This is a genomic window from Maridesulfovibrio sp., assembly GCF_963676065.1.
In the GTDB taxonomy this organism is placed as follows: domain Bacteria; phylum Desulfobacterota; class Desulfovibrionia; order Desulfovibrionales; family Desulfovibrionaceae; genus Maridesulfovibrio.
Genome location: NZ_OY780933.1, coordinates 3,518,170 through 3,537,678 on the forward strand (window position 1 = coordinate 3,518,170; position 19,509 = coordinate 3,537,678).

Sequence of the window (19,509 nt, forward strand, 5' to 3'; positions counted from 1 at the left end):
TATCCCTTTTTGTAAACCTCCCCAAGTTAGTGCCATCCGTAAGTAGAGTTTTCTTGGGGTGAATGTGTTTGGACATACTCGACAGGAGTCATGTCTCCGAGCGATTCATGGGGGCGCTCTTCGTTGTATTGCCGAATCCAGTCTTCGGTTATGCCCTTGACCTCTGATAACGTTGAGAACAGGTAAAAATCCAAAACCTCGTTGCGAAACGTTTTGTTGAAACGTTCAATGTATGAGTTATGAGTCGGTTTGCCTGGCTGGATGAATTCCAGCGCAACACCATTTCTTTCGGCCCAGTCTGCCAATGTTACCGAAATAAGCTCTGGACCGTTATCCATCCTCATTTTCTCAGGAAAACCGCGCCATGCTGAGACTCTGTCCAGTACACGAGTAATCCTTCCAGCGGGTAGACTTGTGTCGACTTCAATTGCCAAGCATTCGCGGCTGAAATCATCAAGCACATTAAAAGTTCTAAACCTTTGTCCACTCATCAGCGAGTCATGCATAAAATCAATTGACCAACAGATGTTGGCTTTTGGCGGTACTGATAAAGTCTGAGGGTTCCGGGAAGGTAAACGTTTCTTCCCCTTTCGCCGGAAATTCATTTTTAGCATGCAGTAAACTCGATAAACCCTTTTATGGTTCCAGCGGTGTCCGCGTTTGCGCAGCAGGACGAACAATTTTCTGAAACCGTAACGAGGGTACCGATCAGCCAACTTAAGAAGCATTTCAATAATCAACGAATCATCTCGCGGATTAGGCTTGTAGCAATACACTGAGCGGCTCAAGCGCAGTGCGCTGCATGCTTGCCGAATACTGAGGCAAAATTCCTTACGGAGATAGTCAACAAGCTCACGCTTCTCAGCTGGCTTTAAAGCTTTTTTGCTATGACATCCTTCAGAGCTTCATTTTCAAGGCTCAAGTTGGCAAACATGTTTTTGAGCTTACGATTCTCTTCTTCGAGGTCTTTCAAACGACGAATATCGGAAGCTTCCATACCACCGTATTTCGACTTCCACTTGTAGTACGTGGCTTGACTGACCTTGTAATCCCGGCAAACGTCTGCGACTTTGCGACCGCCTTCGGCTTCTTTCAGGATCTTGATAATCTGGCTTTCACTGAATCTGGATTTCCGCATCGAAACAACCTCCTTCATGGCTGTCTTTATCAGAAATCTCTACTTTGCGCTGGGACTAATATACGGGAGGGCTACATTTTAATCTCTCTTCTTAGTCGTACTTCTTTTAACCCTGCATTCTTCAAATTACGTTGAACATGACTATACAATTCTCTAATTTCTGCACAGATATCATCTATACGATCGCTTGATAACTCTTTTAGTAGCTTTAAATTTCTAGCATTAAAAATATCCATTCTATGTTCACTATGCATACAATCAAAAAAGACTCTATCCTGGTACCTAGGGAAAATATTTAAATCTAACGCAATCGTAGTAAAATATACAAGCAATGCATATCCGAAGCCTTTATAGCGGCTAAAACCATCAAAACGATCTCCACCACCCCCCCACTTCCTATACAATTTAATAGAAGTTCATCCCTAATTTTATATGGAGTTACTTGAGAATCACCAAATCTAGGAAAATAGTCACACTGTCTAGTCACTTCAAACACACTCATACATAACACCCCTTAACTGCACTCACCATCATCATAAGAACTAGCCCAACCCAACATACCACACTCCCCACTCACATATCCTCACCCACAATCATCGAAAAAGTGGTGGGAAAGTGGTGGGATTTTGCAGAAAAAGAAAAAGCCTCACAAAGAAAAATCTTCGTAAGGCTTTGATTTCTATGGTGACCCCGGCAGGAATCGAACCTGCGGCACCAGGATTAGGAATCCTGTGCTCTATCCTACTGAGCTACGGGGCCACTTTATGTGGAAACGGATGGAAAATTTTAGCGTAATTCTCCGTCCAAGGCGAGAATTAATAAACAAACTGGTTTTCGATTGCAAGTAGTTTTTACCCTATCCTTGAATTTACCATGCAATTCAACCACAAATTATGCCTATTCCTTACTCAGCCTACTTATTTCCTTAAAATTATACCCACCATCCCAACTCATGGTTGACAGACGTATACATTCATGCAAGAACGCTTCTCAGCTTAACAGTGTTAAGTAACGGAGAAGCTACAATGAATACTACGTCTAACATACTGGATACACAACAGCATCCCCTACGTATGGTGATTCTGGATGCGGCCCGCAAACTTTTTGCCGAGCATGGCTACGCGCAGGTTTCCATGCGCAAGCTGGCCACCACAATTGGCTACTCCCCCACTACCATCTACCATCATTTTAAAGACAAAAAAGAGCTATTCCTATGCCTTACAGAAGAGACTTACCGTGATTTCCTGCAACGCATCAACGGGATCATCGCAGCAACGCCTCCGCCACGCGAAGCTCTTAAAAACATACTTTACACCCTTGTCGATATGGGACTGGAAAATCCGAACGCATACCGGGTCGGTTTTATGATGGAAAGCGATCTCTGGAAGGATCATGATTCCCATTTCCAGAACAATCCGCTGGGCAAGACCATGTACAACCGCATCAACAAATGTGTTCGGGCCTGCCTGCCAAAAAACGCAGGAGAAGAGGACATTCTGGTCACAGCAAACTCGGTGGTCGCCGCAACACACGGACTGACCTCTCTGCTGATTACCTATCCCACTTTTGAATGGGGCCCGCTGGACCGATTGAAAAGACAGGTTATCGACTCCGCGGTTGACGCAATCGGCTAATTACTTTAATCGAATTGATCTTTTTTCCCACGGGTCGGACAAAAAATCCGGTAATATAAGGAACTAACCATGAACAAGAAAAGCGCCATGAAATTGAATAAAAAAAACCAAAATCAGGTCGTATCGCTTCTGCAACCGAAAGACGCTCTAAATCGAGTGATGAAACGGTTCCGGTCCCTGCAATCACCTGATGGATACTGGGTTTTCGCGCTGGAAGCGGATGTTACAATCCCTTCGGAATACATCATGTTCAACAGATTTCTGGGCCGCAAAATGGACAAAGGGGTCGCGGAAAGGCTGGGCAACTATATACGTGCAAAACAGATGCCCGACGGCGGCTGGCCCCTTCACGATGAAGACGGTCCTATCAATATAAGTGCGTCCGTAAAAGCATACATGGCTCTGAAAATGCTCGGCGACGACAAGGATGCTGAACACATGGTCCGCGCCCGTAGGACAATCCTCGCGAAAGGTGGCGCGGAAACCTGCAACGTATTCACCCGTATCTGCCTTGCAACATTCGGCCAGATCCCGTGGCACTGCCCTCCGGCTATGCCCGTGGAAATAGTACTGCTGCCTAAATGGTTCTTCTTCCATCTGGATAAAGTCTCATACTGGTCCCGCTCAGTCATCTACCCGCTGCTGCTCATCTACGCCAAGCAGCCTGTCTGCCGCCTACGTCCAGAGGAAGCCGTGCCGGAACTTTTCTGCAAACCTGCGGAAGAGCATATCCATATAGATAAATGGCGCAACAAAAGCTGGCGCAAAAATTTCTTCATTTTCACGGACCGCTTCCTCAAACGGTTCATGCATCTGATTCCCAAGAAAATTAACGAAAAGGCCATCACATACGCTACAGAATGGACTCGTGAACACATGGCCGGAAGAGGCGGCATAGGCGCGATCTTCCCTGCAATGGCAAACGCTGTTATGGCGCTGCATCTGTTCGGTTACGATGAATCGGACCCAGACTACGCTCGAGGATTAAAAGCCGTTGACGATCTGATGGTCGATAAATTTCATGTGCCGGAAAAATCTCCTTGGGAACACACTGTTATTACCGGTGGAGCAGAACTTTCCGCAGCACCGGAGCTGGATATTTCCCCCAACCACGGCACAGCGGAAAACCTTGAACAAGCAATGTGCCAGCCATGCAACTCCCCCATCTGGGATACCTGCCTGACACTTTCCGCCATGATGGAAGCAGGAGAAGACCAGAACAGCAGATGCATACAGCAATCCCTTAATTGGCTCTGGGATCAACAGATTTTCTTCCGAGGTGACTGGATATCAAAAGCACCCAAACTTGAGGGCGGCGGCTGGGCTTTTCAGTTTGAGAACACCTTCTACCCCGACCTTGATGACACCGCCATGGTGCTCATGGCCATGTGCCGCGCCGGGGTTCTGGAGCAGCCCGAGCACAAGGAAAACTTCATCAAAGGCGTAAACTGGCTGATCGGCATGCAATCCTCCAACGGAGGCTGGGCGGCATTCGATATAGACAACTGCGCAGAATACCTGAACGACATTCCCTTTGCGGATCACGGCGCCCTGCTCGATCCCCCGACTTCGGACCTAACTGCACGAGTAATCGAACTGCTGGGCGTAATCGGCTACGACAAAAGCTTCCGCCCCATTAAAGACGGCATTGAATTCCTGAAAAAAGAACAGGAAGATGACGGCTCATGGTTTGGACGCTGGGGTGTCAACTATATATACGGAACATGGTCCGTACTCTGCGGCCTGCGTCAGGCCGGTGAAGACATGAATTCATCATATGTCTGCAAAGCTGTTGAATGGTTTGAAAATCATCAGAACAAAGATGGTGGATGGGGTGAAACCTGCATGAGCTACAACAGCAAGAACTATGCTGGACTCGGAGACTCCACAGCATCTCAGACATCATGGGCCCTGCTGGGACTCATGGCCGCAGGACGAGTTCATTCCAAAGCTGTAAGCAGGGGAATTCGCTATCTGCTGGACAACCAGAAGGAAGACGGCAGCTGGGATGAGACCCTTTACACCGGAACCGGATTTCCGCGCGTATTTTATCTGCGTTACCATGGATATTCACAATACTTTCCCATGTGGGCACTTGGCGTATACCAGCGCTTCGTAGCCGATGAGGACACAAAACAGATCATGATGCGCCGCAACTCTCCTCTCGACCTCGGCAGGAAATGGTAGCATGAGCAAGGATTCAGTACTTATAGATATGACGGTGCCGGCCTACGAAACAGGACCGGACGACTGCATGCACTGCCACTGGTTGATGAACCATATGCAGGAAGCGGCTACAGTGCATGCCAATACCCTGGGCATCGGAGTGGACGATATGGCCAAAAACGGCCACATCTGGGTACTGACCTCAATGCGCATCGAAATAGATGAAATGCCCCGTCGCGAAGAAAAGTTCTCGCTGACAACATGGTCACGGGGAGTAAAAAGGCTTCGCGCTTTCCGCGAATTCTCGGGAAAGGCTACAGATGGAAACGAAATCGTCCGAGCCTCCTCCGAATGGATGGTACTGGACAAATCAACACGAAAACCAATAGTCATCAACCCGGAATTCAATTTTCACGCACAGGAAAAATGCGTCTTCAGTTCCCCAATGAAGCGGCTCCGTCCCGGTACGCCTGAAAAGGAAATCCGCACCCTGAAGGTGGGCTACAGCTCACTTGATGCCAACGGGCACGTGAACAATGCGGAATACCTGCGCTGGTCCTTTGACGGCCTGCGCCCCCTTGGATTCGACCAGAATGCTATTAAATCCATCCGCATCGCATTTCTTTCCGAAGTTTTCGAAGGAAATACTATCAAATTGATGGGTTGCGAATCAGATAATGCCGGATATGAACTTGTCGGATTTAATGAGAGCGAAGGTAAGGCCGCATTTGCTTTAAAAGTTGAATAAATTAGATTTCATTGCAATATAAATCCCGGTTTACATAAGTAGACCGGGATTTTTGCGTTTAGGGCAGCTCCACACAGAAGTATAGATATAATAATATTATTTGCCATATTTATTATAACAAAGTAAGACACACGCCGAATCGGCCCAACCGATCTAAACATACACAAAAAGGAGATATAGATGAAACTGCTCAAAACACTGCTCATTTGCACACTTATAGCACTTCCCTTAACCCATTCGACAGAATCACATGCTAAGGACAACGAGCGTCTTAAGATTGCTTACGAAATGGCAGAAATCACATACGACCCTAGTCAGTTCGGACAGGCATGGGATGTTCTGGCCCCAGCCATGCTTGAAGGAGTATTTAAAGCAGATCCCAAAACAAAAAAATACGGTAATGCGTTAACTAAACTTTTTGCAGACTCACTGAGGGAAACATTTAACGAGAAAAAAAATCAACAAATAATGAAAAGCGTTTTTGCACGAGTATATGCAGCTGAATTCAATAAAAAAGAGTTAATGGACATAATTGCTTTTTACAAAACAGACACAGGCAAAAAATGTATAAAAAGATTACCTGTGGTTATGAGCCGAGCACAGCAAGAAGTTGTTCTAGTCATGGATCAAATTATCGGTAATGAATTTGAAAAAAATTTAAAGGCAAATATGGAAATAATGAAAAAAAACGGCACACTGCCTGCTGATTTTAAATTGTAGTGAAATAATAACTAAAATTCAAAAATTGCCTTCCCCAAACAAGGAAGAAGGCAATTTTTGTTTATATAACCCATCATGACTAATAACTAATTTTAATGAAGAAAGCCCTTCTCCCACTTGACTTCTCGCCATTTGTCAGCTAGATATACCGCCTTTCGTGCAGTAATAATATTGCTCGCGTAGTGTATTGTACCACGTCTTCATTCCTATGAATAATAAGGATAATGGGTGCTTGCGCCAGCAACACCCCCATCGTCATGAAGACATTTTTTACTTGTCCGGCAGAGACCGGTCATCAAAACAATTTTTCCGCAAAGAGAGATAAGGATTATGCAAGTTGCAGGTAAAGAACTTGAGGTTCAGCAGGGTGCGCTTTGCGGCGAGGTTCTCAAAGAGGCCTTGTCCAAGAAGCAGTTCAAGAATGTAGTAGTTGCCAAATGCGGCGAAACGCTTCTTGATCTCACCACCACCGTACCTGCGGACTGTACCGAACTGGAGCCGGTCATGGCCGACTCTCCGGAAGGTCTGGATGTAATCCGCCACTCCACCGCACACCTTATGGCTGAAGCAGTTAAGAAACTCTTCCCCACAGCCAAGGTAACCATCGGTCCTTCCATTTCAAGCGGCTTCTACTACGACTTCGACTATGAACGTCCCTTCACCCCTGAAGATCTGGAAGCCATCGAAGCTGAAATGCTGCGCCGCGTAGGTGCTAACGAAGAATTTTCCCGCGAAGTGCTTTCCAGTGCCGATGCAACCAAAAAATTCGAAGACATGAACGAATCCTACAAAGTTGAATTGATCAACGATCTGGGTGAAGAGACTGTCTCCGTGTATACCAATGGTGAATTCGCAGACCTCTGTCGTGGTCCTCACGTGGCCCGTACCGGCATGCTCAAGGCATTCAAACTTCTTTCAGTTGCCGGCGCCTACTGGCGCGGTGATGAAAACCGCGAGCAGCTGCAGCGCATTTACGGAACAGCTTTCCCGGACCCCAAATCACTGAAAAAGCACCTTGCTCAGCTTGAAGAAGCCAAAAAACGCGACCACCGCAAACTCGGCACCCAGCTTGATCTTTTTTCCGTAAGCCCCGAAGTCGGAGCCGGTATGATTATCTGGCATCCCAAAGGAGCTTTGGTACGTGCGATTCTGGAAGACTTTGAACGCAAGGAACACCTCAAGCGTGGTTACCAGTTTGTACAGGGACCGCTGATTCTAAAGCGTGAGCTTTGGGAAAAGTCAGGTCACTACGATAACTATCGCGAAAATATGTATTTCACCGAGATTGATGAGCAGGCATACGGCATCAAGCCTATGAACTGCCTCTCTCACATGCTGGTTTTCAAATCCAGACTGCGCAGTTACCGCGACATGCCCCAGCGTTATTTTGAGCTGGGAGTTGTCCATCGCCATGAAAAATCCGGCGTGCTGCACGGTCTTTTGCGGGTTCGTTCCTTCACACAGGACGACGCGCACCTCATCTGCCGCCCTGATCAGCTCCGCGATGAAATTATCGGAGTTGCAAAGTTCGTAGGCGATGTGATGGATCTTTTCGGATTTGAATACGAAGCTGAAATCAGCACCAAGCCCGAAAAGGCTATCGGTTCTGATGAAGATTGGGATAGAGCCACCGCCGCACTCACTGACGCGCTCAACGAAATGGGTATGGAATACTCAATCAATGAAGGCGATGGCGCGTTCTACGGACCCAAAATTGACATCATTATTAAAGATGCACTTGAACGTCGCTGGCAATGTGCTACAATCCAATGTGATTTCACCTTGCCAGAGCGGTTTGACTTAAGTTATGTGGGCGAAGATGGAAATCGTCACAAACCTGTGATGCTCCACCGGGTAATCCTCGGTTCCATCGAACGTTTCATCGGTGTTCTGCTTGAACATACCGGTGGCGCGCTACCTGCATGGCTGTCCCCTGTTCAGGCAAAAATTCTCACAGTCACAGACTCACAGAACGAATTTGCACAAAAAGTCTTGCAGTTTCTGCAGGAAAAGGGCATTCGTGCCGAGGTTGATGATCGTAATGAGAAACTGGGTTACAAAGTTCGGGAAGCCCAGCTTGAAAAAATCCCGTTCATGTTGGTAGTCGGCGACAAAGAAGTCGCTGCGGAATCGGTCAATGTAAGAGCCCGCGACGGGGAAGACCCCGGCCTCAAGTCTCTTGAAGAAGCGGCAGAGCTTATTTCGACCGCCATTAACGAACCATTCAAACGCGGAGGCATGAGCTATAGCTTTTCATAGAGACGGTAGGCGTCCCTATCGCAGGGATGACGGTGCCCGCCGAAACGAGCGCATTAGAGTTCCCAAGGTCATGGTTATTGATGATGAGGGTAACCAGTTGGGAGTACTTCCCACACGTGAAGCCCTTGAAATTGCACAGGACCGGGGTCTTGATCTGGTTGAAGTTGCAGAAAAGGCTGATCCGCCTGTTTGCAAGATTATGGACTATGGTAAGTTCAAATATCAGCAGCAGAAGCGTAAGCAGGAAGCCAAAAAGAAGCAGACTGTAATCCAAATCAAGGAAGTCAAGTTTCGCCCCAAGACAGACGAGCACGATTACCAGACAAAGCTCAAGCACATCCGTCGGTTTCTTGAAGGCGGCGACAGGTGCAAAGTCACGATATTTTTCAGGGGCCGAGAAATTGTCCATAAGGACAGAGGGTTAGCTGTTCTGGAACGCGTCAAAGAGGAAACCATGGATATTGCCAAAATGGAGCAGGCTCCAAGGTCCGAAGGACGCACCATGAACATGATGTTGGCTCCTATAAAAAAATAAGGTCTTTTCCGGCCTCACGGCCGGGATTCCCTAGGAGGATAAAATGCCTAAAATGAAAACAAGAAGAGGCGCTGCAAAGCGTTTCACTAAAACTGGTAGTGGCAAATTCAAACGTCGTCGTCAGGGTCTGCGTCACATCCTGACCAAGAAAAACGCTAAACGTAAAAGCAGACTGGGTCAGAGCACTACTGTTGACAGCGCCAATATCGGCCAGGTCAAAAGAATGCTCCCCTACGCTTAATGCGTAAGCAATAACTGAATTAGCTGAAACACACTCCTGTCCGCGGTATACACGTTCGCGGCTGGTTTTAAGAATAGATTCCCCAGGAGGAACAACATGAGAGTAAAACGTGGAATAGCCGCCAAGAGGCGTCACAAAAAATATTTAAAAATGGCCAAGGGTTTCCGTGGTTCCGGATCTACCCTTTACCGCACCGCTAGAGAACGCGTTGAACGTTCACTCTGCATGGCTTACGTTGGTCGTAAGCTGCGCAAACGTGATATGCGTAAACTCTGGATCCAGCGTATTAATGCAGCAGCACGCCTGAACGGTCTGTCTTACAGCCGTCTTATTCACGGCCTCTCCCTCGCCGGTGTTGCTCTGAACCGTAAAGTTCTCGCCGATCTCGCTGTTTACGATGCCGCAGCATTCGCTAAAGTTGTCGAGACCGCTAAAGCTAAGGTAAGCTAAAGTGTCGGACGTAAAGTCCCTGCTACAGGAACTTGAAGGCCTGGTCCCGGAGTGCGAAGCACGCCTGGATCAGGCTTCTTCTTTGTCTCAAATGGAAGACATTAAGATTGACCTTCTTGGACGCAAAGGCCGCGTTGCCAAGATTATGTCCGGTCTGCCCTCACTTCCTAACGAAGACAAACCTGTCGCAGGTAAAAAAGCCAATGAAGTTAAGGCCGCTCTCACTGAACTTATTGAGGGAAGACAGAATCAGCTTGAAAAAGCTGCTATCGCTGAGAGCCTCTCCCGTTTCGACCCCACCATGCCCGGCCGTAAGCCTGCAGAAGGTTCACTCCACCCTGTGACACTCGTCATGGACGAGATCTGTGACGTATTCAGCGGACTAGGGTTTGAAGTCGTAACCGGCCCGGAAGTTGAAAACGACTGGTACAACTTTGAAGCGCTGAACATTCCTCCGGAACATCCGGCGCGCGACATGCAGGATACACTGTACATTTCCGATTCAATCCTGCTGCGTACACATACTTCCCCCTTGCAGATTCGGACCATGAAGGACAGAACTCCTCCGTTGGCCGCAATTGCTCCGGGTAAGGTTTACCGCAGAGATTCCGACCTGACCCACACTCCCATGTTTCACCAGATCGAAGGTTTTCTGGTTGACCAGAATGTCAGCATGGCGGACCTGCGCGGAACATTGACTGCATTTGTCCACCAGCTATTCGGACCCAAAACTGACGTTCGTTTCCGCCCCAGCTTCTTCCCCTTTACCGAACCCAGCGCGGAAGTTGATATCTCCTGCGTTATGTGCGGAGGCAAAGGCACCATCGACGGCAAGCCCTGCCGTGTATGCAAACAAACCGGCTGGGTGGAAATCCTCGGCTGCGGCATGATGGACCCCAACGTAATGAAAGCAGTTGATTACGACACCGAAAAATACTCCGGTTTCGCATTCGGACTCGGCATTGAGCGCGTAGCCATGCTCAAATACGGCATTGGCGACCTACGCATGTTCTTTGAAAACGACATCCGATTCTTAGAGCAATTTTCCTAAAACAATTTGATGCGCTACGCGCTTTAGATGATCTTGATCTCGCCTCCGGCGGCCAAAGAGACTAAGCCTCTTTGGAATCTCTAACGGATTTCATTGTCATTTTGTAAGCAACTGGCGAAGCTATAATAAAAGTTTTTGGGATTTCTATGCTCAGCTTTCATAACTTTAAAATATTCGCGGTCTTTATAGACTGCTGGAGGCTCAAATGCTTTTAAGCATGCAATGGCTGCGGGATTTCGTTCCTTACGAGGGAGAGATTCAGGAGCTTGGCGACAGGCTGACCATGCTCGGCCTTGAGCTTGAAGAAATTTTCAATCCTTTTGAATCTATAAAAGACATTGTTGTCGGTCACATTGTCGAATGCGACAAGCACCCCGAAGCCGATAAACTGTCTGTTTGTAAAGTAGACGTTGGTGACGGAGAACTTCTCGACATCGTTTGCGGTGCTCCGAATGTTGCAAAAGGTCAGAATGTACCTGTAGCAAAAGTCGGCGTTACCATGCCTGGCGATTTCAAAATCAAAAAAGCCAAGCTCCGCGGCGTAAAATCTCACGGCATGATCTGCTCTGAGCGCGAACTGGAACTTTCCGACGCGCACGAGGGAATTATGGTTCTGCCGGAAGACCTTAAACCCGGTGTAAAATTCTCCGAAGCCATGAACTTGGAAGATACGGTTATGGATCTGGGGATCACCCCCAACCGTGCCGACTGCCTTTCCATGCTCGGCATCGCCCGCGAGGCCGCGCTGGCCTTCGACCTGCCCATAAACATGCCCAAGCTCAACCTGATTGAATCCGGCGGCAATGCGGCAGACATGCTCAAGATCGAAATCGACGATCCTGAATTTTGTCCGCTTTACCAAGCCAGAATCCTTCAGGGAGCTAAGATAGCACCTTCTCCGGACTGGATGCGTTACCGCCTCCTTTCCGTCGGGGTACGCCCAATCAGCAATATAGTAGACGTTACCAACTACATTCTTTTTGAATTAGGACAGCCTCTGCACTCTTTTGACGCAGACCTGATGAAGGGTGACAAAATTCGCGTCGGCTTCGCTCCCGATGGTACCAAATTCACTACTCTTGATGAGCAGGAACGTAAGCTGATCGGCTCTGATCTACTTATCTGGGACGCAGAACGTCCGGTTGCTCTCGCAGGTGTTATGGGCGGCATGAACTCAGAAATTCACGATGGTTCAACGAATGTTGTGCTTGAATCAGCTGTGTTCCGTCCCGGCACCATCCGCAAGACAGCCCGCCGTCTGGCCCTGCCTTCCGAAGCATCATATCGCTTTGAACGCGGCGTGGATCAGCAGATGAATACTTTTGCCATGGACCGAGCTGCACAGCTTATGAGCGAACTCTCCGGCGCGAAAGTTATCTCCGGCGTAGCCAAAAACGAGCCAAAACCATGGCAGGACCGTACCCACGATTACCGCCACAAACGCTGTAACAGCTGGCTTGGTCTGGATCTCGAACCTGAATTCAGCAAAAAAGCTTTCTCGCTTATGGGACTGGGCGTTGATGACAGCAATGCCGACTGCTGGAAAGTATCCACTCCTTCCTACAGACTGGACCTCGAACGTGAGGCCGACCTGTATGAAGAAGTAGCCCGCTACTTCGGCATGGATAAAATTCCTTCCGTACTGCCCCGAATCTCAAAAACTTTTGACGCATCTGTCACAGCGGACACTCCTTACGGGTTTTACCGCCGTATAAAGAGCTGGGGCCGCGGTGTAGGCCTGCATGAAGCCATTAACTATAGCTTCGTCGGTGATGAAGATCTCGATCTGCTGGGACTCCCAAAAGAAGGCCGAGTCAATATTGCCAACCCCTTGAGCGAAGACCAGAACGTCATGCGTACTGAACTCGCTCCCGGCCTGCTCAATACCGTACGCCACAACTTGGCACAGGGTAATACTCACATCCGTGTTTTCGAGATTGCCAAAGAATTCGTAAAGGATGCAGCTTCCGACACAGAGACTCATGAGCAATCCCACCTGGGCATCATGCTCAACGGTCCCCGGTCCAATGCTGAATGGCCTAACGAACAGGGCGATTCCGATTATCTTGATGTGAAAGGACTTGTAGAACACTTGCTGGCCGACCTTAATCTTGGAGTTGCAAGTTTCGCTTTAGTCGAAGAGCACAGCTACCTTGAGCCTTGCGTGAAGATCGCACTGGGTGAAAAGGAAATCGGCTTCATGGGAATGATCAAACCTGATATCGCCGATAAATACCACGCCAAGAAAGAAATCTGGATGGCCGATCTGAACATAGATCTGCTGCGTGATATTGTCATGGCTCATAAGATCAAGTTCCAGACTCTCCCGGTATTCCCGCCTTCAAGGCGTGACGTGACCGTAATCGGCCCCGTTTCCCTGCATGCGGAAACAATCAAGGAAGCGGTTCTCGGCCTCAAATTGCCGTTGATTGAATCCGTAGAGCTGGTCAACGTGTTCGTACCTGAAGGACAGGAAGATGAGCGCAATCTCTCCTTCCGTATCACCTACCGCCACGGTCAGAAAACCCTGACCGACAAGGCAGTAGACAAGGAACATAAGAAAGTACTCGCAGGGCTTGAAAAATCTTTGCCTGTACGTTTCTAATTCTTAAATTAACGTAATTTAAAAGCCCTGCTGAACATGTTTCAGCAGGGCTTTTCTATGATTTCGATAACCTTCTCATCCAAGCATTTCTATGCAGGATTTGTAACCAGCCGTCTGCCCATATCAAAAGCCTTCTTACACTCTTCAGGGAAAAACTCTTCGTTCCGTTTGAGCTTGGCTTCCGCATCAAATCTTTCAGATTCATATTTAGAATAATCGCTGTATTGCATTGTATCAACGGACAAAAACAATTCGCAAGGACCGAAATGCCTATCAAGCATTTTCTTGGTTAAATTCAAATGATGATCAAAACCGTAATTTTTCAGATCTTCCAGATCAACATTCATTGTATAAATTAGAGCAGTGTTGATAACCCTCGGAAACTGTGATTTCAAATCCTTCGAGTAATTATTATAGGGAAAAAAAAGACGCTCCAGCAAAGCACGGGTAGCTGCTGATTCAGTTCCATAATAAACCGGTGTTCCGACTATCAGGACATCTGCATTCCGTACTCGATCCAAAACGGGTGAGAGATCATCATTTACAGCACATACTCCGTCTGATTTGCGATTCTTTTTTTTACAGGAAAAACAACTTATACATCCGGAAAAATCCAAATCATAAAGATTGACCAACTCTGTACCAGCACCAGATTCCGCTGCTCCTTTGAGAACGTTTTCCAGCAATGTCACCGTATTCCAATTTTTTTTACGAGGGCTACCGTTAAAAGCTATTACATTCATAATTTAAACTCCTTCGTTGAACGTTTCGCAGCTGCCATCGGCTTTCTTTTACTACATGGCAATTAATCATAAACCATCCACATTTATCCTTTCTTCTACCTTACGCAGTCAGTTTTACTTCAATCATGACACTGAATTTCATACACATATTTACTACAACATAGCTCGTATGGATTGCTTCTTTAGACAAAAGAAATACAAAGTTCCTGCAAATCTCAAAAAATTATTCCCGTACGTTTGAAGTTCTAAAACAACATAAAAGCCCCCCTTACAAGAAATTGTAAGGGGGGCTTTTTAAATCTTATACGATAGCTTCTAGAACTATCACTCAATCATTTATAATCCATGAATAGAATCAGTCGACGGCATCAGCCTTTCATCCTCTCTGTCATACTGCTCAGAGTCTTTATAGTTCCAGTCAGATCTATAACAACAGTTTTGGACATATTCATTGCCTGAGAAGTTTGAGTTGAAATACCGCTTATTTCAGAAATGCTTCTGTTGATTTCTTCACTTGCAGAACTTTGTTGCTCTGCTGCGGTGGCAATTGACTGAACCTGAGTAGTGGCATCATTTACCAGATTTACAATTTCTCGCAGAGAATCTCCTGCTTCATTAGCCATCGTCGTTACGCGAGAAATGTCCTCTACAGAATTGACCGTGTTATTGATATTTTTACGGGCTTCATCCTGAATAACCTTAACGACATTAACGACATCACTCGTGGCGCTCATTGTCTTTTCAGCCAATTTACGCACCTCATCAGCGACAACCGCAAAACCTCTCCCGGCTTCACCTGCTCTGGCAGCTTCAATCGCGGCATTCAGTGCCAATAGATTGGTCTGATCAGCAATGTCATTAATAACATTAATAATATCACCGATACCCTCGGCCTGTTCACCAAGATAAGACATATCTGTTTTCAATTTTTCTGATTGAGTGGAAATATCTTCAATTCCAGCAACAGCCCTGTAAACTATCTCCGCACCTTTGCCCGCCATATCCTTGGCCTTATCAACCATTTCAGCTGCTTCAGACGCGCTATGAGCTACTTCCAGTACCGATGCGTTCATCTCTTCCATCGCGCTGGCGGTTTCACCTACACGCCCTGCCTGATCCTCGGCTCCGGTGCTGCATTGCTCAATCTGAACCATGAGATTATCTGAAGCGGAAGAAATAGAATCAACGACATTATCAATCTTTGCGGCAGCATCAAGCAATTCAGAGGTCTTATGTTCAGCCAGCTCGTGCGCAGTCTTCGCCTCCGCACTGGCCCGCATGGCTTCAGTCGCCTTTTGCTCAGCTTCCTCCTCTTTGGCAGTAATTTCAGCAATATTCTCTTTTAATGATTTTGCCATTGCGAGCAATGCCACCTGCAACTTGCCGATTTCGTTTTTACCGCTGACTTTCAAAGAAATATCAAAATTTCCAGAGGATATTTTACGGGCTGCCTCCTCGATTTCGAGTACAGGATTGACAATACTTCTGGATATGTACAAAGCCACGGGCAATAGGATCAGCAGGATGAAACATGCAGATACCCCCACTTCAAAGAGCAGAATTTTCATTTCGGTATCATGCATCTCCTGCTGAACTTTTGAAACCATCTTGGAAATATTATCGATATATACTCCGGTTCCAATCCAATATTTTGTTCCCGGAATCATGGCCGCGTACCCAAGTTTCGGCACCGAATCTCCAACACCGGGCTTACTCCATGTGAAATGGACAAAACCACCGCCGGCCTCAGCAGTCCGAGCAAGTTCTCGAACGGAATAGACTCCGTCCTTACCCTTTAAGTTACTGAGATCTTTACCTTGTAAATTAGATTTAACAGGATGTGCAACGTTTACTGTTCCACTGTAAACAAAATAGTATCCAGAGCGGTCTTTTTCAAAAAAAGCATTTTTGATTAAAGCTCTAATCCGCTCAACTTTTTCCTGCTCGTCAGTTATTCCTTCAACTGCACTGGCCAGGGCATTGGCCATTGAGGATACAGCGACCTTGATTTTTGTTTTCTGCGCGTCAAGCATAACCGTTTCGGTCTTACTGGATTGTTCTTCTTCTTGATTCAGTGACCCGTAAAGACTAATGGCGATGGTTGCCACTGCCGTTAACACAGCTATGCATATCAGAAGCGCCAGTTTTTTCCTGATGGAAAAATTGTTCACTATTTTCTCCTTATTTTTAAACCATATAAATTTTGATTAATAAAGGCAGGTAATCTTAATACATTCTTACTTGAAAGACAGAAGTTTCAAACAAACTGTTCAACTATTCAATTATAAATTAGCAACACCCTATTCCTTACCAAAACGCAACAATTCAGCAAAACTATAGTCACTTTGCAACACACTTGCATGCTTACAGATATAATATAGGGAACAGATCTAAGCCGTCCTTTGCTGCGGTTCTTAAATAGTCACTCTTAAAATTGAATGTATAACTAATGCATCATAAATGATATTGAATTTCATAACAACCGTCAATTAAAACCGTTATCGCAAGACGACTGCAAAAGGCACCTTTTGTAGACATTAGTAATCACGACGGCGTGTTCAATTCTTCAGTCCCGAGACTATATCCCATGGAAAAATATAAAAATTGCTTGGTTATACATTCCTTCTACATACACAACTGGACTTTTCCATCCTCAAAATGTAGGAAAATGAGATTAACAGATTTTTTAATAAACAGGACAAGATAAACAGGAACCGCTATGGCAAGAAAAACCAAAGAAGAGGCAGAAAAAACACGGCAGGCTCTGCTGGCCTCTGCATTCAAGGTATTCAACGAAAAAGGATATGCCAAAACCACGCTGCAGGATATTGCTCAGGATGCTGGAGTTACCCGTGGAGCCGTATACTGGCATTTTAAAAATAAAACAGATCTCTTTGGTAAACTTTTTGATTATGCGTTTATGCCTGTACGCGATCTACTTTTTAATAAATTTGAAGAAAAACTCAATCCCAAGGAAATGCTTTCAAGCCTTATGCAGGTCTGGATAAGGCACGCAGGTACCGAAGAAAATTTCCGCGCAGCTTTCGGGATCATGTTCAACAAGACTGAATGGTCTGAAGAGCTGATGCCATTCAAGATGAAATTCCGTGAGTATGAATACAAATTTATAAAAAAAACTGAAAAGATAATTGCACAAGGACAGCAGGACGGAGTATTCCGTGATGAGTTGAAACCTAGTGTTGCCGCAGCCCAGTACTTTTCCATCCTTCTCGGGTTGGCCCAGTATTCCCAGTTTTTCCCGGATGAAGTAGATATCCACGGGGAAGCAGAATCTTTAATCGAAATGTTTATGTACTCATGTTTAAAAACAAATTAATAATACTGATTCTCGCCCTGTTGTTTATTTCCAATTCCGCTTTTGCGGCGGAGAATGAACTGTTTCCTTCCAGTGAATTCAAGCTCGGTTATGAAGGTATGTATATGTACTACGATGAACCGAACATGATGCACGAGAAAGGTATTCTCAACGGTGGATTCGCTTCGTGGACAGGATACTTTTCGCAGTACAACATTATGCTTAATGCCGAACTGGAAGGACTGGCTGGCTCGCTAAGCTACAACGGAAAATACAGTGATGGGACACCATTAAAATGTGATACTGACGACTATTTCATCAGCGGAAGAGCCACCGTAGGAAAGGGTTTTGATTTCGGACGCACCGGAATCACTCCATACATAGGTATCGGCGCACGCTACTGGAATGACGACATCAAAACGACTGGCGGCTATGAACGCCAGATCACACAACTCTACATGCCTGTAGGGGTAAATTTAGTTACGAAGCTCAATGAGGGCTGGTCTATCGGCGGAACGCTCGAAGGCAGCCTGCTGCTTGGCGGGAAAGTCAAAAGCAAACTCTCGGATGTTGGTTCAAACTATGAAGACGTCAACAACACTCAAGAATTTGCTTCCGGCGGTGGAGCGCGCGTCTCCGCCTTTCTTGAGTATGATTTTGATGCCTACGCGCTGGGAATGGAGCCATACTTCCGATACTGGAACATTGAAGACTCGGAGAAAGACACAGTAAGCACCGGAACCTACATGGAACCGAAAAACAAGTTCTATATGTCCGGTCTTCGTCTATACGTTAAATTCTAGATACCAGCAGAAATATCCAATATGAAAATCTCTCTCCGGTACGCACCGGGGAGAGATTTTTTTTGGAGTCATTTTATATTTACTCCTGACATTTTACTACCACTATATGCAATTTTAAGGATTCCTACGTAAATTAATTTAAATATAATTTTAACATTGACACATCTTTTTAGCATAAGTAACACAAATCGAAGTTAATTTTTAAAATCTTAATTGGAGATTGTCATGAAATTCAATAAACCGTTTGCGCTGCTTTTGTCCTGCATCTTCACAGTTCTGCTATGCTCAACTGCATTTGCACATGAATTCATAATCAAGCCTGTACAACTTGATGTCGAAAAAAACCACGTAGTACCCTTCAGTGTGGTTTCTGCCCATGTGTTCATGATAAGTGAAGAAATGGAGCCCATTGATCAGGTTGAAGCAAAACTGGTAACAGCAGATAAGACCACACCGCTGAAACTTAATGAAAACAAAATGCTCATGACTTTAGATGGTCAACTTAAACCGGAAACTGAAGGAACCGCCATCATTGCCGGGCATCGTAACGGCATGATTTGGACCCAGACCACTAAGGGCTGGAAACAGCAATCCAAAAAAGGATTAAAAGGTGTTATCAAAAGCGGAAAATATGAAAAATTCTGTAAGACTTTGATCACCGTGGGTAAACCTGACGGCAACTTTAATAAAGTCTTGGGACAGCGTCTGGAAATTATGCCGCTGAGCGATCCAACCCAAGCCAAAGTAGGTGACGAAATTGAATTTCAGACCTTACTGGACGGCAAGCCTGCTTCAGTTGAAAACATGGTTGCCACTTATGACGGCTTCAGCCTGACCCCTAACACCTTCGCATACATTACCGAACCATACGGTAATGGAATAACCAAACTGAAAATTACTGCACCCGGAACATGGATGGTCCGCGTACAGCATACTGATGCTGTCCCCACAGCTGATTATAACAGCCACGTGATGCGTTCTGTGCTGGTCTTTGAAGTAAAATAAAATGATGTATAGAAAAATATTACCGGCCGTGATTCTTATCGCGGTCGGCATTTTATATAGTGGTAATGTTGCCTGGGCTCACGGGGTTTCTTACG

The 19,509-nt window shown here is 46.1% G+C and carries 17 protein-coding genes and 1 tRNA gene; 13 read left to right on the forward strand and 5 right to left on the reverse strand.

The window, feature by feature from the left end; genetic code table 11:
- Window positions 1-26: 26 nt before the first annotated feature.
- From ACKU35_RS15705 to ACKU35_RS15715, 3 genes are all read right to left on the reverse strand, one after another.
- A protein-coding gene (locus tag ACKU35_RS15705) for an IS3 family transposase (protein ID WP_319760655.1) occupies window positions 27-1,138 on the reverse strand; the annotation gives its coding sequence in 2 pieces (ribosomal slippage) (window positions 27-886 and window positions 886-1,138; 1,113 coding nt in all).
- A gap of 71 nt (window positions 1,139-1,209) precedes the next feature.
- Complete coding sequence (locus ACKU35_RS15710; protein ID WP_319760657.1) at window positions 1,210-1,542, reverse strand: hypothetical protein; 333 nt, start codon at window positions 1,540-1,542, stop codon at window positions 1,210-1,212.
- A gap of 278 nt (window positions 1,543-1,820) precedes the next feature.
- A tRNA-Arg gene (locus ACKU35_RS15715) sits at window positions 1,821-1,897 on the reverse strand.
- A 266-nt stretch (window positions 1,898-2,163) separates the two neighbouring features.
- On the opposite strand from ACKU35_RS15715, the gene ACKU35_RS15720 reads away from it, so the two are divergent.
- The 10 genes from ACKU35_RS15720 (at window position 2,164) to pheT (ending at window position 13,547) form a co-directional block, all read left to right on the forward strand.
- The gene (locus ACKU35_RS15720) at window positions 2,164-2,772 is read left to right on the forward strand and encodes a TetR/AcrR family transcriptional regulator (RefSeq protein WP_319760659.1); all 609 of its coding nucleotides are present in this window, start codon (window positions 2,164-2,166) and stop codon (window positions 2,770-2,772) included.
- A gap of 69 nt (window positions 2,773-2,841) precedes the next feature.
- Complete coding sequence (gene shc, locus ACKU35_RS15725) at window positions 2,842-4,959, forward strand: squalene--hopene cyclase (RefSeq protein ID WP_319760661.1); 2,118 nt, start codon at window positions 2,842-2,844, stop codon at window positions 4,957-4,959.
- Window position 4,960: 1 nt separating this feature from the next.
- Window positions 4,961-5,686 (forward strand): acyl-ACP thioesterase domain-containing protein, encoded by a 726-nt coding sequence (locus ACKU35_RS15730; protein ID WP_319760663.1) that lies wholly within the window; start codon window positions 4,961-4,963, stop codon window positions 5,684-5,686.
- 180 nt (window positions 5,687-5,866) lie between these two features.
- A complete protein-coding gene (locus ACKU35_RS15735; RefSeq protein WP_319760665.1) occupies window positions 5,867-6,406 on the forward strand; it encodes a DUF2059 domain-containing protein in 540 nt (179 codons plus the stop codon).
- Window positions 6,407-6,736: 330 nt separating this feature from the next.
- Entirely contained in the window at window positions 6,737-8,665 is a 1,929-nt protein-coding gene (gene thrS, locus ACKU35_RS15740) for a threonine--tRNA ligase (RefSeq protein WP_319760667.1), read from the forward strand.
- The gene (gene infC, locus ACKU35_RS15745; RefSeq protein ID WP_319765420.1) at window positions 8,652-9,200 is read left to right on the forward strand and encodes a translation initiation factor IF-3; all 549 of its coding nucleotides are present in this window, start codon (window positions 8,652-8,654) and stop codon (window positions 9,198-9,200) included. The genes thrS and infC overlap by 14 nt, the downstream gene beginning before the upstream one ends.
- A gap of 43 nt (window positions 9,201-9,243) precedes the next feature.
- Window positions 9,244-9,441: a 50S ribosomal protein L35 gene (rpmI, locus tag ACKU35_RS15750; protein WP_319760669.1), complete on the forward strand. Its 198-nt coding sequence runs from the start codon at window positions 9,244-9,246 to the stop codon at window positions 9,439-9,441.
- A gap of 96 nt (window positions 9,442-9,537) precedes the next feature.
- Entirely contained in the window at window positions 9,538-9,891 is a 354-nt protein-coding gene (gene rplT / locus ACKU35_RS15755; RefSeq protein WP_319760671.1) for a 50S ribosomal protein L20, read from the forward strand.
- A gap of 1 nt (window position 9,892) precedes the next feature.
- Entirely contained in the window at window positions 9,893-10,942 is a 1,050-nt protein-coding gene (gene pheS, locus ACKU35_RS15760; RefSeq protein ID WP_319760673.1) for a phenylalanine--tRNA ligase subunit alpha, read from the forward strand.
- A 205-nt stretch (window positions 10,943-11,147) separates the two neighbouring features.
- Window positions 11,148-13,547 carry a phenylalanine--tRNA ligase subunit beta gene (pheT, locus tag ACKU35_RS15765; RefSeq protein ID WP_319760675.1) on the forward strand — a complete coding sequence of 800 codons (2,400 nt, stop codon included), beginning with the start codon at window positions 11,148-11,150 and terminating at the stop codon, window positions 13,545-13,547.
- A gap of 89 nt (window positions 13,548-13,636) precedes the next feature.
- On the opposite strand, the gene ACKU35_RS15770 is transcribed toward pheT, so the two are convergent.
- Complete coding sequence (locus ACKU35_RS15770) at window positions 13,637-14,290, reverse strand: flavodoxin family protein (RefSeq protein WP_319760677.1); 654 nt, start codon at window positions 14,288-14,290, stop codon at window positions 13,637-13,639.
- A 368-nt stretch (window positions 14,291-14,658) separates the two neighbouring features.
- Window positions 14,659-16,461: a methyl-accepting chemotaxis protein gene (locus ACKU35_RS15775; RefSeq protein WP_319760678.1), complete on the reverse strand. Its 1,803-nt coding sequence runs from the start codon at window positions 16,459-16,461 to the stop codon at window positions 14,659-14,661.
- A 548-nt stretch (window positions 16,462-17,009) separates the two neighbouring features.
- On the opposite strand from ACKU35_RS15775, the gene ACKU35_RS15780 reads away from it, so the two are divergent.
- The 3 genes from ACKU35_RS15780 to ACKU35_RS15790 all read left to right on the forward strand — a co-directional run bounded on the left by ACKU35_RS15780 (window position 17,010) and on the right by ACKU35_RS15790 (window position 19,414).
- Complete coding sequence (locus tag ACKU35_RS15780) at window positions 17,010-17,627, forward strand: TetR family transcriptional regulator (protein WP_319760680.1); 618 nt, start codon at window positions 17,010-17,012, stop codon at window positions 17,625-17,627.
- On the forward strand, window positions 17,609-18,409 hold the full coding sequence (locus ACKU35_RS15785; protein WP_319760682.1) for a hypothetical protein: 801 nt from the start codon (window positions 17,609-17,611) through the stop codon (window positions 18,407-18,409). Before ACKU35_RS15780 ends, ACKU35_RS15785 begins: the two co-directional genes overlap by 19 nt.
- A gap of 225 nt (window positions 18,410-18,634) precedes the next feature.
- Window positions 18,635-19,414 (forward strand): DUF4198 domain-containing protein, encoded by a 780-nt coding sequence (locus ACKU35_RS15790; RefSeq protein ID WP_319760684.1) that lies wholly within the window; start codon window positions 18,635-18,637, stop codon window positions 19,412-19,414.
- The last annotated feature ends 95 nt before the right edge of the window (window positions 19,415-19,509 follow it).

Coding starts and splice junctions, on each gene's coding strand:
- ACKU35_RS15785 (WP_319760682.1), top strand. CDS start 17,609: ATGTTTAAAAACAAATTAATAATACTGATTCTCGCCCTGTTGTTTATT.
- pheT (WP_319760675.1), top strand. CDS start 11,148: ATGCTTTTAAGCATGCAATGGCTGCGGGATTTCGTTCCTTACGAGGGA.
- thrS (WP_319760667.1), top strand. CDS start 6,737: ATGCAAGTTGCAGGTAAAGAACTTGAGGTTCAGCAGGGTGCGCTTTGC.
- shc (WP_319760661.1), top strand. CDS start 2,842: ATGAACAAGAAAAGCGCCATGAAATTGAATAAAAAAAACCAAAATCAG.
- ACKU35_RS15780 (WP_319760680.1), top strand. CDS start 17,010: ATGGCAAGAAAAACCAAAGAAGAGGCAGAAAAAACACGGCAGGCTCTG.
- ACKU35_RS15790 (WP_319760684.1), top strand. CDS start 18,635: ATGAAATTCAATAAACCGTTTGCGCTGCTTTTGTCCTGCATCTTCACA.
- rplT (WP_319760671.1), top strand. CDS start 9,538: ATGAGAGTAAAACGTGGAATAGCCGCCAAGAGGCGTCACAAAAAATAT.
- ACKU35_RS15770 (WP_319760677.1), bottom strand. CDS start 14,290: ATGAATGTAATAGCTTTTAACGGTAGCCCTCGTAAAAAAAATTGGAAT.
- ACKU35_RS15735 (WP_319760665.1), top strand. CDS start 5,867: ATGAAACTGCTCAAAACACTGCTCATTTGCACACTTATAGCACTTCCC.
- ACKU35_RS15730 (WP_319760663.1), top strand. CDS start 4,961: ATGAGCAAGGATTCAGTACTTATAGATATGACGGTGCCGGCCTACGAA.
- ACKU35_RS15720 (WP_319760659.1), top strand. CDS start 2,164: ATGAATACTACGTCTAACATACTGGATACACAACAGCATCCCCTACGT.
- rpmI (WP_319760669.1), top strand. CDS start 9,244: ATGCCTAAAATGAAAACAAGAAGAGGCGCTGCAAAGCGTTTCACTAAA.